The sequence below is a fragment of the Actinophytocola sp. genome, assembly GCF_009379765.1.
Classification (GTDB): domain Bacteria; phylum Actinomycetota; class Actinomycetes; order Mycobacteriales; family Pseudonocardiaceae; genus Actinophytocola.
In genome coordinates, this window is the sequence record NZ_WHTD01000003.1 from 85,488 (window position 1) to 98,433 (window position 12,946).

Annotated in this window: 16 protein-coding genes; 3 read left to right on the forward strand and 13 right to left on the reverse strand. The window is 70.9% G+C overall.

Annotated elements, in window-relative coordinates; translation table 11 throughout:
- Positions 1 to 2 precede the first annotated feature (2 nt).
- The 9 genes from GEV28_RS01565 to GEV28_RS01605 form a co-directional block, all read right to left on the reverse strand.
- Entirely contained in the window at positions 3 to 185 is a 183-nt protein-coding gene (locus GEV28_RS01565) for a hypothetical protein (protein ID WP_291407762.1), read from the reverse strand.
- Between the two features lie 197 nt (positions 186 to 382).
- Positions 383 to 712: a hypothetical protein gene (locus tag GEV28_RS01570; RefSeq protein ID WP_291407764.1), complete on the reverse strand. Its 330-nt coding sequence runs from the start codon at positions 710 to 712 to the stop codon at positions 383 to 385.
- Between the two features lie 17 nt (positions 713 to 729).
- On the reverse strand, positions 730 to 930 hold the full coding sequence (locus tag GEV28_RS01575) for a hypothetical protein (RefSeq protein ID WP_291407765.1): 201 nt from the start codon (positions 928 to 930) through the stop codon (positions 730 to 732).
- 954 nt (positions 931 to 1,884) lie between these two features.
- Positions 1,885 to 3,000, reverse strand: coding sequence for an alanine dehydrogenase (ald, locus tag GEV28_RS01580; protein WP_291407767.1), 1,116 nt, complete (start codon positions 2,998 to 3,000; stop codon positions 1,885 to 1,887).
- Between the two features lie 133 nt (positions 3,001 to 3,133).
- Positions 3,134 to 4,690, reverse strand: a complete 1,557-nt coding sequence (locus GEV28_RS01585) for a CdaR family transcriptional regulator (protein WP_291407769.1) — start codon at positions 4,688 to 4,690, stop codon at positions 3,134 to 3,136.
- 50 nt (positions 4,691 to 4,740) lie between these two features.
- Complete coding sequence (locus tag GEV28_RS01590) at positions 4,741 to 5,082, reverse strand: transcriptional regulator (RefSeq protein ID WP_291407771.1); 342 nt, start codon at positions 5,080 to 5,082, stop codon at positions 4,741 to 4,743.
- The gene (locus GEV28_RS01595) at positions 5,039 to 5,737 is read right to left on the reverse strand and encodes a hypothetical protein (RefSeq protein ID WP_291407773.1); all 699 of its coding nucleotides are present in this window, start codon (positions 5,735 to 5,737) and stop codon (positions 5,039 to 5,041) included. The genes GEV28_RS01590 and GEV28_RS01595 overlap by 44 nt, the downstream gene beginning before the upstream one ends.
- A 50-nt stretch (positions 5,738 to 5,787) precedes the next feature.
- Positions 5,788 to 6,078 (reverse strand): hypothetical protein, encoded by a 291-nt coding sequence (locus tag GEV28_RS01600; protein WP_291407775.1) that lies wholly within the window; start codon positions 6,076 to 6,078, stop codon positions 5,788 to 5,790.
- Positions 6,075 to 6,293, reverse strand: a complete 219-nt coding sequence (locus tag GEV28_RS01605) for a hypothetical protein (RefSeq protein WP_291407777.1) — start codon at positions 6,291 to 6,293, stop codon at positions 6,075 to 6,077. Before GEV28_RS01605 ends, GEV28_RS01600 begins: the two co-directional genes overlap by 4 nt.
- Position 6,294: 1 nt before the next feature.
- Between GEV28_RS01605 and GEV28_RS01610 the strand changes: the two genes are divergently transcribed.
- Positions 6,295 to 6,612, forward strand: a complete 318-nt coding sequence (locus GEV28_RS01610; protein WP_291407779.1) for a VOC family protein — start codon at positions 6,295 to 6,297, stop codon at positions 6,610 to 6,612.
- Here the strand turns inward: GEV28_RS01610 and GEV28_RS01615 are convergent.
- The 4 genes from GEV28_RS01615 to GEV28_RS01630 form a co-directional block, all read right to left on the reverse strand.
- Positions 6,609 to 7,121, reverse strand: coding sequence for a hypothetical protein (locus GEV28_RS01615; RefSeq protein WP_291407781.1), 513 nt, complete (start codon positions 7,119 to 7,121; stop codon positions 6,609 to 6,611). The two genes, GEV28_RS01610 and GEV28_RS01615, sit on opposite strands and share 4 nt — an antisense overlap.
- A 20-nt stretch (positions 7,122 to 7,141) precedes the next feature.
- Positions 7,142 to 9,304, reverse strand: coding sequence for a diguanylate cyclase (locus GEV28_RS01620; protein ID WP_291407783.1), 2,163 nt, complete (start codon positions 9,302 to 9,304; stop codon positions 7,142 to 7,144).
- A 58-nt stretch (positions 9,305 to 9,362) separates the two neighbouring features.
- On the reverse strand, positions 9,363 to 10,163 hold the full coding sequence (locus tag GEV28_RS01625) for an SAM-dependent methyltransferase (protein WP_291407785.1): 801 nt from the start codon (positions 10,161 to 10,163) through the stop codon (positions 9,363 to 9,365).
- A 102-nt stretch (positions 10,164 to 10,265) separates the two neighbouring features.
- Entirely contained in the window at positions 10,266 to 10,850 is a 585-nt protein-coding gene (locus GEV28_RS01630; protein ID WP_291407787.1) for a TetR/AcrR family transcriptional regulator, read from the reverse strand.
- Between the two features lie 174 nt (positions 10,851 to 11,024).
- Here GEV28_RS01630 and GEV28_RS01635 point away from each other — a divergent pair, with 174 nt between their 5' ends.
- Together GEV28_RS01635 and GEV28_RS01640 are read left to right on the forward strand one after the other, a co-directional pair.
- Positions 11,025 to 11,822, forward strand: coding sequence for an SGNH/GDSL hydrolase family protein (locus GEV28_RS01635; RefSeq protein WP_291407788.1), 798 nt, complete (start codon positions 11,025 to 11,027; stop codon positions 11,820 to 11,822).
- Between the two features lie 170 nt (positions 11,823 to 11,992).
- Positions 11,993 to 12,808 (forward strand): SGNH/GDSL hydrolase family protein, encoded by an 816-nt coding sequence (locus GEV28_RS01640; protein WP_291407790.1) that lies wholly within the window; start codon positions 11,993 to 11,995, stop codon positions 12,806 to 12,808.
- Positions 12,809 to 12,946: the final 138 nt, after the last annotated feature.

A 12,946-nucleotide genomic window follows, 5' to 3' on the forward strand; every position in this document is an offset into this window, starting at 1 on the left:
GATCAGCCCATGGGGCGGACCGCGCCGGTTGGTGAGGAGTTCACTCCGCGTTGGGCGGTTCGGCGGTTGACGTTCCTGGCCGCGAGCGCCACTCCCGCGGCCGGGGCGGCGGTCGTGACCAGGAACGCGGCGCGGAACTCGCCGTCCAGCGGTGCCGGGCCGAGCACCAGGACCCGCGAGTCCAACCCCCAGGACCCGCGAGTCCAACCCCCAAAGACGCGCGAGTCCAACGCTCAGGACGCGCGAGTCCAACGCTAAAGACCTGCGAGTCCAACGCTCAGGACGCGCGAGTCCCCGTTCCGGACCTGCGAGTCCCCGGTTCCGGTGGGGATGCACAGATCCTGGGTGGGGGACTCGCGGGTGCTGGGTGGGGGACTCCCGGTCAGTGGGTGGGGTTCGGGTTCGGCAGGCGGAACGGGTTGCGCAGGGGGTGGGTGCGCTCGCGGTGCGGGAGGCCCTCGCCGATCAGTTGTTCGTGGGCCGACCGCCACACCTGGCACGGCCAGCGGCGGGCGCGGAGCCCGTGCTGGCAGGCCGCGCACCTGCCGTCCGGGTCGGCGCGGTGCGTCCTCAGCAGCAGGCGCCAACCGTCGGCCAGGCGGTGGAGCTCCGTGCGGGCCAAGGGAAGCAGGGTGGACGCGTCGGCCTGCCCGGCAGCCCTGTCGAGCATGTCGAGGCGGTGCAGCACGGCGCGGCGGACGGTGTCGTCCATTCCAGGCCACATGTCGCTCAACCCGCCCTTCGGTCCTGGGCGCGGACGGCGGCCTGGTCGAGCATGAGCCCCAGCCCCCGGGCCTGCTGCGCGGACAGCACCGCGGCGGCTCCGGGCGGGGGGACCAGGACGACTCTCCCGTCCTCGACCAACACCATCAACGCGCGGTCCCGGCCGAACGGATCGTTGCAGCGAACGGACCAGCGAGGTTCAGTCACCGTAACGACATCGGCCCGCGAAACGCCCGACCAAAGTGGTAATCGTGGGCTTCACTCCATTGCTCGGAATCCCACTCCATCGTGGCTTCGGTCCCCGAAGAGTGAAGGTGTGAGTAGCGGTCGCGGCCAGTAGTGCTATGGACGATCTTCGTAGCGAAGAGGCAATGAAGAGGCCATGTCGTTATGTACGAAAGCCAAATCGCGGCCCCCGGTTGCAGCGCTGTCGACACATACGGCATATCCTTCAGTTGGCGGCCCGCTCCCAGTGACCCCCAGGCTGGTTGAGCGGGCCGCCGCAAGCCCTTGTTCGGTGGCCTCCGGGCACCTTCCCTCTTCCACGTCTCTGGGGGGCGACCCCCCAGACCCCCACGGTGCGTGCTCCTCTCGACCCGGCGCTGGTCGGGTTGGGCATTGACCAGCTTGTGGTTCGCTTCGCTCCCACCGTGTGCTTGTCGTGGCCCGGGGCTGGTCGGGTTGGGCATTGACCAGCTTGTGGTTTGCTTCGCTTCCACCGTGTGCTTGTCGTGAGCCGGGGCTGGTCGGGTGGTGTGGTGACCAGCTTGTGGTTCGCTTCGCTCCTACCGCGTGCGCTCGCTCCGCGTTTCACCGGGCTGCTCTTCGCTTCGCTCGCGGGTCCGCTTCGCTCCCACCAGGTGTGCTTCGTGACCCGGGGCTGCTTTGCTTCGCTCGGGCCTCGATCGCCGGGCTCGGGGTGGATGCTCACCCGGTCCGGGCCTCGGCTCGTTCGGGTGGGCGGGCGTCTCACGCTCGGGCCGGCGGACCCGGCCGAGCCGGCGCCGGTGTCGTTGAAACGTTTAGGTCAGTGGCGGGTCGGCGCATGCCGGCTCGGTGGGTTCTACCACTCGATGCAGGCGGCTTGCGATAAGCCACCGGTCGCTTTTCGTTGTGACCAGCGGCTTTTTCGTTCTTTGTTCTCCGCTAAGGCGATGTTGATTAGTTGAGGAATTCGGTCAACGCCGTGTGGGGGAGGTTGTGGGCCTCTGCTACGGGGGCGTTCGTCAGGGCGCCCGCGTGGGTGTTCAGGCCCAGGGCCAAGGCGGCATCCGCCGTCAGGGCGTCGTGCCAGCCCTGGTTCGCCAGCGCCACCGCATACGGCAGCGTCACGTTCGTGAGCGCGTAGGTCGACGTCCTCGGCACCGCGCCCGGCATGTTGGCAACGCAGTAGAAGACCGAGTCGTGGACCAGGTAGGTCGGGTCGGCATGCGTCGTGGGCTTCGAGTCCGCGAAGCAGCCGCCCTGGTCGATCGCGATGTCCACCAGCACCGAGCCCGGCTTCATCCGGGCCACCAGCTCGTTGCTGACCAGCTTCGGCGCCCGCGCGCCCGGCACCAGCACCGCGCCGATCACCAGGTCGGCATCGCGAGCCGCCTGCTCCACCGCGTACTTGTTCGACGTGACCGTGCGGATCTGGCCGCGGAACTGGTGGTCGATCTGGCGCAGCCGGTCCACGTTGGTATCCAGAACCTGGACGCTCGCGCCCATGCCCAGCGCGATCGTCGCCGCGTTGAGCCCGGCCACACCGCCGCCGATGACCACGACCCGCGCCGGCGCGACACCCGGTACGCCGCCCGGGAGGACCCCTCGGCCTCCCGACGGACGCATCAGCGAGTACGCCCCGACCTGCGGCGCGAGCCGGCCGGCCACCTCCGACATCGGCGCCAGCAGCGGCAGCGCCCCGGACGGCGTCTGCACCGTCTCGTAGGCGACCGCCGTCGTGCCGGCCGCCATCAGCGCCTTCGTCAGCGCCTCGTCCGCCGCCAGGTGCAGGTAGGTGAACAGCACCTGGTCCGACCGAAGCCGCGGGTACTCCTCCTCGATCGGCTCCTTCACCTTGAGCACGAGGTCGCCCTCGGCCCACACGTCATCCGCCGAGGCCAGCACCTTCGCGCCGGCCGCGAGGAACTCCTCGTCCGGGATCGACGAGCCCGCCCCGGCGTCAGCCTCCACGAACACGTCGTGCCCGTGCGTCGTCAGCTCGTGCACCCCCGCGGGTGTCAGCGCCACGCGATATTCGTGGTTCTTGATCTCACGGGGAACGGCGACCTTCACGACTTCCTCCCGACTAGGCCAGATGGGTGTTATGGACCACAGTGAAGTAACGATGCGTGATAGTCATCGTCCTCCGGGCACCAGAATGACGCCAATCGCTCGTGCCCGGGGCACAAGAACGCTGGAGCTTGGCTCAACGCCACCGCAACGCCGTCAGCTGGATGAGCAGGGCCAACCGCACGTCCGGATCGTCCAGATCGACGCCGGCCAGCTCGGCGAGCCTCGTCATCCGGTACCGCAGGGTGTTGGGGTGGATCCGCAGCGACCGGCTCGCCGCCCGCGGATCGCCGGGGTGCCGCAGCCACTCGTACAGGGTGTCCGCGTACGAGGTGCCGGAGCTCTCGTCCTGCGCGCGCAGCACCGACAGCGGCCCGAACTCGGTGACCCCCGCGTTCGCCGCGGCCACCGCCGCGCGGTGCAGCACCAGCACCGGCCAGGCCTGCTCGTGGCTGGTCACCGGACCGTCGAGGAGCCCGGCCCGCAGCAGCGACAGCGTCTCCTCGGCCAGTGCCATCGAGTTGGCGAGGTCGGCGAGGCGCACCGCGGGCCCGGCCGCGACCAGCGGCGGCGTGCGGTCCCCGGTCAACGCCGCCCGCAGTGCCGGCCAGCCGCCCTCGCCGTCCCGGTCCGGCACCACGGCGTAGAGCGCGTCGTGCAGCTCCGCCACGGCCGGCCCGCGCCCGACCCCCGCGGTGATCCGTTCCCACAGCGCGAGCCGCATGCCCTCGGCGCCGAGCGGGTCGTCGGCCCGCGTCGCGATCGCGACGACCCGGTGCGGCTCGTCGTCGAGGTTCAGCTCGGCCGCCGCCAGCCGGATGCTGCCCCGGCCCTCGAGCACGGCCTTCACGAGCTCGGCCGACCGGCGGCGCTCGGCGTCCTCGGTGGCCCGCCTGCGCAACAGGTGCAGCGCGACCACCGGCGCGGTGTCGGCGAACGCGGCCGCCCGCTCGTCGGCCACCGGCCCGGTGACCACCGCCCACATCGAGCCGAGCAGCTCACCGCCCATCCGGATGGGCACGATCAGCCGGGGCAGCGTGCCGTCCTGCTGCGCCGGCACGAAGATCGTCGTCCGGCCGCGGGACAGCTCGCGGAACACGCCACGCGAGCGGAACCGGGCGAGCACGTCGTCGGGCACCCGGCGGCCCATGATCGTCGACACGCGGGCGGAGTCGGTGCGGTCCTGCCGCGCGGAGTAGGCGAGCACCCGCGAGTTGGCGTCCTCGATCGTCACCGGCGCGTCGACGACCGCCGCGGCCGCGTCCGCGAGCCGGAAGAGGTCGCCGAGGCCACTCGCCCGGGTGTCACCCATCCGGCCGGCCTCGAGCTCGTCGGCCGCCGCGTCGAGCACGGAGCGCAACAGCCACACGACCTGCGCCCAGGCGGCCGCGCCGTGCACCTCGACGATCGCGACCCCGGCGGCCTCCGCCGCGGACCGCACGGCGCTGCGGGCGGGCAGCGGCGGCTTGAGGAGGACCGCGGCCGCGCCCTGCGCCCCGCAGTGCCGGATGAGCTCGACCGCGTCCTTGGCGGTGTGCACGGAGACGCCGAGGACCAGGTCGCCGTCGCCGACCTGGTCCTTGCGTCCCGGCTCCGCGATGACGACGTCGCTGACGTGCGTGGCCGCGCCGCCGAGCCGGACGTGCAGGAGGGTGGGACCGACCCGGTCCACCACGCCCTGCACGGTGATCATCCGCACCTCCGTCCGCTTGGGGTGATCGTGCCCCCAACGGGCCGCCGAGGCTAAACACCATGCCGGTCGACGAGCGCGCGCAACGCGGCGATCTCGTCGGCGAACGCCTTGCGGCCGGCGCGGGTGATGCTCACCCACGTCTTGGGCCGCTTGCCGTCGTAGCCCTTCTCCATGTCCAGCAGGCCCGCGTCGACCAGCACGGTCAGGTGCCGCGACAGGTTCCCGCCGGTGAGCTCCAGCGCCTCCTTGAGGTAGCCGAACTCGACCCGCTTGGACCCGCGATCGTGAGGATCCCCAGCCGGTGCTTCTGGTGCACGACGTCGTCGAGCCCGTTGGTCGGGTGCGCGGTCACCGCTTCGCCCGGTGCTTGGTGAGCGCCGCCACCGAACCACCGACGATCAGGACCAGGCCGGGGAGCAACAGGTGCTGCACGGCGGAGGTCTGCCCGTCGTACCAGTCCGCGGTCCAGCCCATCCGCAGGTAGGCGTCGCGCAGGTCCCAGCTCCACAGCCAGTGGTTGGCCGGGATCGAGGCCACGGCGAACACCGTGCCCACGATCGCGAGCAGCGTGCTGCGTTCCCACCGGGCGAGGACCAGCAGCGCGACCGCGATGGCCGGCAACGCCGAGTAGCCCTTGATCATGTACACCCCCACCGTCGCGAACGTCAGCGATCCGAGCAGGACGCCGACGAACACGCCGACCGAGCGCTGCCGGTCGGTTCGCCGCGGATGGAAGGTCCACCCGAGCACCACGGTGGCGAGCGCCGCGGAGGCGAACAGGATCGGGAGGTTGAGCCACGGCGCCGAGTACAGGTTGATCCCGCGGCCGACATGTGCCGCGATCGTCTCCAGAACCGGCTGCCAGAGCAGGAACCCGGCGAGCACCGCGCCGGCCGCGATGAACGGGATGCGTGTGTCGGTCTCCACGCCGAGCCGCAGCGCGCGGCGCCGGTACCACCAGCCGGTGAGCGTCATCCCGACCACGATCGTGAGCATCCAGTACCACCCGATCAGGCCGGGGTACTGCACGTTGCCGAACATCGGCACGAACTGGGGGAACGGCCCGGGACCGACCGAGTAGGTCAGGTAGTCAAGGGTCAGGCGTCGGTGGGGTGTGGCGGATGATCTCGTCCACGTCGTCGACCTCGAGCAGGAGCAGGACCGGGCTGCCGCCGACGCTGGGTGGGGCCAGCGTTCAGCCGCGGCACCTCCTCGCTGACGAGCAGCCGCGCGTCGCCGACCGCGAGCTCGATGGACAGGACGGTGCCGTCCGGCAGCACGTTGCGGAACAGCTCCACCGCGCCGAACGCCGTGCGGTAGAAGGCGATCGCGGCGGTCACGTCCCGGACGAACAGGTGCGGCGTGAGCGCGCGGGCCCGGCTCCTCATGCCGACTCGCGGTTGCCCAGCAGGCCGGCCGCCGCGGCCACGTCGACCAGGCGGGCCAGCAGCGCGGTCTCCCGCGAGGCGGCCTCGCGGCCCAGCGGCGTCAGCCGGTAGTAGCGGCGGCGCGCGTCGTGCGGCTCGTCGCTGTCCCGCGCCGGCGACCTCCTCGACCAGGACGTCGGCGACCAGGAGCGGGCCCAGCAGTTCTGGGTCGACACGATGGGCTTCGACCTGGCCGAGGACTCGCCGTACGGGGAGGAGCGCTGGCTCGCGGTGCGCACGCCGGGCGGCAACACCAAGCTCGTGCTGAGCAAGCGCCGGCCGGGCTGGTCCTCGGGCGCCGAGCGGGACGGCGTGCCGAACTCCCCGGTGTTCTTCTACGCCGACGATGTGGCGGCCACCTACCGCGAGCTGTCCGCGAAGGGCGTGACGTTCCCGGAGCCGCCGTCGAAGCGGTTCTTCGGCTGGTGGTCGATGTTCGAGGACCCGGACGGCACCCGCTACGCCCTCGGTCAGCGTTGGGGCACCGACGCTTAGGACAGAGCGCGAGTGATCCAGTCGGCCACCGGGAGGTCCCGGCTGCTGCACTCGTGCGACAGGCGGATCGTCCAGCGCAGCGCCTGGACCATCAGCGTCACCATCTCCTCCGGCGCTGCGTTGGCCAGGGCGATCTCGATGTGGGTCTTGGCCGCCTCGGTGTCCCCGTGGACCTCGGCCAGCAGGGTGCGCACGGCGGTGCGGACCGGCGGGTCGGCCTCGTCGATCGGCACTTCCTGGCCGTCGTTGTCGTAGACCTGCATCTTCACCGGCGCGGTGCCGCCGGACCCCAGCGCGGAGACCATCGCGCTGCACTCGTGGAACAGCAGCAGCATCAGCTCCTGCGCGTCCTCGACACTGGTCGGGTTGGCCCGGAACGTCGCCATGACCCGTTCTGTCGCGTCCTCCTCGGCGCCGGCGTTCATCGCCGCGAGCGCCGTGCTCGCGGCGTCCACCAGTCGTCGGTTCCGTTCGGGGTCGGTATGCGGGTCCACGGCCACATCTTCCATCAGTGTCGGTCGAGCCGGGCTCAACCGGCGGCGACCGGTCTGGTCGGATCCGGAAGAGTGGCCAGGTTGTCCGCCGTGACGGGCAGGCCGAACACGCCGCCCTGGGCGCTCGTCGCGCCGGCCGCGGCCCACCAGTGGGCCTCGGCCTCGGTGCGCACGTCCAGCACCGAGCACTCCCGGCCGCCGGCCACGATGGCCCGCACGAGCCGCTCTGTCTCCTCGCGCAGCACCGGGCCGGCCGTGTCCCGACCCGCCGCGCCCGCGCCGTCCGCGGCCAGCGTGACCGTCCGGACGGATGTGTCGGCCAGCAGGTCCAGCTCGCGCGGCCCGCCCTGGAACCCGCACAGACCGGTCGACACGCCGATCTCGGCCAGGACCTCCAGGTTGTCCCGCGCGTCGCCGTAGTCGTCCAGCACCGCGGCGGTGTCGAGCCCGATCTCCAGCAGGTTCGCCGGCGCGTCGGTGTCCTTGATCGCCCGGTGCACGGCCCGCACCAGGTCCGCGTCGCCGGTCTGCAGCCTGGTCAGCTGGAACCGGACCAGCGCGCCGCTCTCCTGCGGGAAGACGGTGCGCAGCTCGGACAGCCGGGCGCACACCTCCCGCAGCATCGACGGTCCCAACTGGACGGACAGGCCGGTGCGCTCGGCGAGCTCGAGGCAGTCCCGGTGCGCCAGCGGCTCGGCACGTTCCCAGCGCAGCACCGGCCGCGCGGCGACCGTGCGCTCGGCACCGAGTCGCACCACCGGCTCGTAGTGCACGCTCAGCTGGCCGTTCTCCCACGCCGCCGGCAGCTCCGCGGCCAGCGCGTCGCGCTGCCGGGCCTCCTCGTCGTCGCGGGCGTGGTAGCCGGCCCACTGCCGCCTGCCGGTGGCCTTCGCCTTCCGCAGCGCGGTGTCCGCCGCCCGGAAGAGCTCCGTCGCGGACATCTCGCCTGCGCGGCAGCGGACCGCGCCGATGCTGGCGCCGACCCCGACACCGCGCTCGTCGATGTACTCCGGCTCGGCCAGCTCGGCGTTGATCGTGTCGATCACGTGGTTGAGGTCGGGCGTGTCCGGCCGGTCCTCGATGAGCACGGCGAACTCGTCGGCGCCGATCCGCGCCACGAGTGCCCGCTCGCGCGCCACGACGTTCCCCAGCCGCTGCGCGACTGTCCTGAGTAGACGGTCGCCGAACGGGTGGCCGAGGCTGTTGTTGATCGTGGCGAACCCGTCCAGGTTCACGAAGCACAGCGTCACCGACTCGGCCCGGCCGAGCGTGCTCTCGAGCTGGGACTCGAAGTGCTGGCGGTTGGGCAGGCCGGTGAGCGCGTCGTAGAGCAGCTGGTGACCGAGCCGGTCCTGCAGCAGCTGCAGCTCACTGATGTCCTGCACCATCGTCACGAAGTACGCCGGTGCGCCCGCCCCGTCGTGCAGCAACGAGATCGCGAGGAACACCCACGCGGTGTCGCCGTCCTCCTTGCGCAGCCTGCGGTGCTCGTGCACCCGCTCGGCCTCGCCGTCCAGCACCCGCCGGTAGCCTGCCCGCACGTCGCCCGGTGTGCCACGCGCACCAGTGAGCTCGTCGTTGGTCAGGAAGAAGTCGTGCAGCATCCGGCCGGCGAGCCGGCCCGGCGGGCAGGCCAGGATCTGGCTCAGCGACGGGTTCGACTCGATGCACATGCCGTCGAGGTCGGTGATCGCGATGCCGACCGCGGAGGACTCGAACACCTCGCGGAACCGGTTCTCGGTGGCGCGCAGGTTGTGCTCGGCCCGCACCATGGCGTTGAACAGCGCCTGCTTGACCTGTTCCTGCTGGGTGAGGGTGTAGTTGCGCAGCCCGTCCGCGTAGCCCGCGGACAGCGCGCCGAGCATGGCCACCGTCCGCTTGGCGAACTCGGTGTCCGGCGTCTGCCGGAGATCGCCGAGCAGACCCTCGGTGAGCACGTCGATGGTGGCCTGCAACGCGTTCGGGTCGACGAGGCCCTCGTCCACCAGCCGTGCGCCGATCCGCGTGCCGGCCGCCGCGGCATCGTCACCGGCGAGCGACTCGAGCAGCTGGTCGACGAGCTCGAGCAGCAGCTCCTCGACCTCCACGACGGCGCGCGGGATGTAGGCCGACGAGGTGGTGCTCGCGGTCCATGCGCGCGCCAGCTCCTCCCGACGGGCTATCGGGGGAGGCGTGGCGGGCACGGGAATCCTGTCCATGATTCTGTGGTCACGACGATACTCAGCGACGCCAGCCGCCGGGTGTGCCGTCGCCCGGTCAGCCCTTCCGGGCAACGCCGGCGTAGAGGCCGTCCTCGGACTCCGGGTGTGCCTCGTCCGCGCGTTCGGGACGCCATTGCGAGGTGGTCACCAGCCCGGGCTCGACCAGCTCGTACTCGCCGACGAGACCGAGTACCTGCGCCTTGGTCCGGGCGACGACCTGGTTCTGGGAGCTCTTCATCGCCTCGGTCAGGACGCTCTGCTCGGCGAAGTCGTCGGTGAGGTGGGTGAGCGTGAGGTAGCTGCCGGACGGGACGGCGTCGCGGTAGGCCGCGAACACCCCGGCCGGGTCGTGCTCGTCGAGGATGTAGTGGCCGATGGTGATGGCGAGGATCCCGACGGGCTCGGTGAGGTCGAGCAGCCGGCCGGTCACCTGGTCGTTGAGCACGAGGCCGGGCTTGGTGATGTCCGCGTGCACCATCGCCGCGTTCTCGTTGTTCTCGAGGATCAGCTGGCTGTGCGCGACGGCCACGTGCTCGTTGTCCACGTAGACCACGCGCGAGGCCGGATCGACGGCCTGCGCGATCTCGTGGACGTTGCCCACCGTCGGGATGCCGGAGCCCAGGTCGAGGAACTGCCGGATGCCCCGCTCGATCATGAACAGGACGGCCCTGCGCATGAACGCCCGGTTCATCAGCGCGAATCGTTTGACTTCCGGTTGCACGAGCAGCAACTTGTCGACGAACTCGCGATCCACGGCAAAGTTGTGGTTCCCGCCGAGCAGGTAGTCATAAGCCCTTGCCGCGCTGGGTTTCTCGAGGTCGACCGAGGTAGGAACCCAGTTGGTCTGCTGCGACACCGTTCACCTCTCCGTTTCGGATCCGTGACCGAAACACTACTAACCGAACTGGGCCACTCGGGGGCGGGTCACCCGGATGGACGAACGAATTTGTAAGCGGTTTCAGCCGGCGGGTGAAAGGTCGGATGGCTCGCCGACCTGAGTCCTGGCCAAGGCGCCGAGCGCCATTTCGCGCAGCATGGTCGCCATTCCGTCGCGACCGAGGTGCCGGCTGTGCGGTGTGGAGTTGATGAGGCCGAAAACCGCGTGCGCGGCGGCACGTGCGGTGGGCTCGCCGACGGCCGGTGCGGTGTCCCGGATGGCCTGTACCCACACCTCGACGTAGCGCCGTTGCAGGGCCCGCACCCTGCGCCGGTCCGGCTCGGTCAGGTTGCCGAGGTTGCGCTCCTGCACGGTGATCAGCGAGGGGTTGTCGAGCGCGAAGTCGACGTGGAAGCGGACCAGCTCGCCCAGCACCCCGGCCGGCTCGCTCGCGTCCCGGCGTTCTTGGCCGCCCGTCAACAAGACCTCGCTGATCGAGGTGAGCATCTCGCCCAACATCGCGTCCTTGCTGCGGAAGTGCCGGTAGAGGGCGGGGCCGGAGACGCCGACGGCCGCCCCGATCTCGTCGATGCCCACCCCGTGAAACCCGTGCCGGGCAAAGAGTTCCGCGGCGGCGGCGAGGATCTGCTCCCTGCGGGTCGGCACCCGGTCATCGTAACCGGCCGGTTAGCGGGCGCTAACCAGGCCCGTGCCGGGGCGCGCCGGACTGGGCCGTTCGCCTCGGAATCTGGCAACGGTAAGGACTGACGAGGCGATTCCCGGCCGGCGCGGCACGACCGATCATCGAGCACATCGGGAACCCCTGCCCCGGAGGTAACTATGCGCCTCACCCGTCCCATCACTCACACCCTCGCCGCCGCGGTCCTCGCGGCCCTGACCGTCGTCGGGCTGGCCACGCCGGCCTCCGCCGCGGCCGGCAAGTACGCCGCGCTCGGTGACTCCTACTCCTCCGGCACCGGCGCCGGCAGCTACGGCGACAGCGGCAGCTGCAAGCGCAGCGCCAACTCCTACCCGCAGCTCTGGGCCAACGCCAACGCGCCGTCGACGTTCTCGTTCGTCGCCTGCTCCGGCGCGGTGACCGGCGACGTGCTCAACAACCAGGTCGGCGCGGTCACCGCCGACACCGCGCTGGTGACCATCTCCATCGGCGGCAACGACGCCGGGTTCGCCGACGTCATGACCGACTGCAACCTCGGCTCGGACGCGACCTGCGTGAGCCGCAACCAGGAGGCGCAGAACTTCGCCCGCACCACGCTGCCCGGCCGGCTGGACAACGTGTACACCCAGATTCGCAACCGGGCGCCGAGCGCGCGGGTCGTGGTGCTCGGGTACCCGCACATCTACCAGCTCGGCGGGACCTGCTGGATCGGGCTGAGCGAGACCAAGCGTGCCGCGATCAACCAGTCGTCGGACGTGCTCGCGTCGGTGATCTCCGGCCGCGCGGACGCGTACGGGTTCACCTACATCGACGCGCGGAACACCTTCGCGGGCCACGAGATCTGCGCCTCGGGCACCCGCTGGCTGAACAGCATCACCTGGCCGATCGACGAGTCCTACCACCCCAACTCCTCCGGTCAGCGGGGTGGCTACTACAACCCGCTGGAGAGCGTCGCCTGAGCCACCCGCCTGGGAGGGCCCGGCCACGCGGCCGGGCCCTTCCGCCGCGCGCGTTGGGCCGTTCGTCGCACTACTGGCAACGGTTAACGACTAACGAAGCGATTCCTCATCGGGTTAGGTTCCGGTAATGATGTTGGGCGTCGGGAACCCCTCCCCTGGAGGTTAAAGAAATGCGCCTCGCTCGCCCCATTGCCCGCCCTCTCGTCATCGCCGCCTTCGCGTGCCTTTCCCTCATCGGAATTGCCGCGCCGGCGACGGCCGATCCCTCCGTCGCGGCCGGAAAATACGTCGCTCTCGGTGATTCCTACGCATCCGGAACGGGTGCGGGGGATTACGGCGACAGCGGTGGCTGCAAACGCAGCGCCAACGCCTATGCCCAGCTCTGGGCGAACTCGCACGCCCCGGCGGCGTTCTCCTTCGTCGCCTGCTCGGGTGCGGTCACCTCGGACGTGCTCGCCAACCAGGTCGGCGCGATCACCCCGGACACCGAGCTGGTCACGATCTCCATCGGTGGCAACGACGCCGGGTTCGCCGACGTCATGACCGACTGCAACCTCGGCTCGGACTCGACCTGCGTGAGCCGCAACCAGGAGGCCCAGAACTTCGCCAGGACCGAGCTGCCGGGCCGGTTGGACGGCGTGTACACCGAGATCCGCAACCGGGCGCCGAGCGCGCGCGTGGTCGTCCTCGGCTACCCGCACATCTACACCCTGAACGGCGACTGCGCGGTCGGCCTGTCCGAGACCAAGCGCGCGGCGATCAACCAGTCCGCCGACGTGCTGGCCGAGGTCGTGTCCGGCCGGGCGGGCGCGTTCGGCTACGACTTCGTCGACGCCCGCTCGGCCTTCGCAGGCCACGAGATCTGCGCGCCCGGCGACGACTGGTGGCTGCACAGCATCACCTGGCCGATCGACGAGTCCTACCACCCGACCGCGGCCGGCCACTCCGGCGGCTACTACGCGGCGCTGGTCGGCGTGACCGGCTGACCCCTCGCCCAACACCCTCGAGCGGGCCTCGGCACTGTGCCGGGGCCCGCTCGCCTTCGCCTGTAGCCGAGTGGACGGGCCCGTTAGCGACGGCTAACATCGCGGTCGTAGGTTAACGATGACTAACTTTTGAGCGGA

Bases quoted from the DNA above. Each gene is read 5' to 3' on its own strand.
- GEV28_RS01635 (WP_291407788.1), top strand. From the start codon at position 11,025: ATGCGCCTCACCCGTCCCATCACTCACACCCTCGCCGCCGCGGTCCTC.
- GEV28_RS01640 (WP_291407790.1), top strand. From the start codon at position 11,993: ATGCGCCTCGCTCGCCCCATTGCCCGCCCTCTCGTCATCGCCGCCTTC.
- GEV28_RS01585 (WP_291407769.1), bottom strand. From the start codon at position 4,690: ATGATCACCGTGCAGGGCGTGGTGGACCGGGTCGGTCCCACCCTCCTG.
- GEV28_RS01615 (WP_291407781.1), bottom strand. From the start codon at position 7,121: ATGGAAGATGTGGCCGTGGACCCGCATACCGACCCCGAACGGAACCGA.
- GEV28_RS01570 (WP_291407764.1), bottom strand. From the start codon at position 712: ATGGACGACACCGTCCGCCGCGCCGTGCTGCACCGCCTCGACATGCTC.
- GEV28_RS01620 (WP_291407783.1), bottom strand. From the start codon at position 9,304: ATGGACAGGATTCCCGTGCCCGCCACGCCTCCCCCGATAGCCCGTCGG.
- GEV28_RS01610 (WP_291407779.1), top strand. From the start codon at position 6,295: ATGGGCTTCGACCTGGCCGAGGACTCGCCGTACGGGGAGGAGCGCTGG.
- GEV28_RS01600 (WP_291407775.1), bottom strand. From the start codon at position 6,078: ATGAGGAGCCGGGCCCGCGCGCTCACGCCGCACCTGTTCGTCCGGGAC.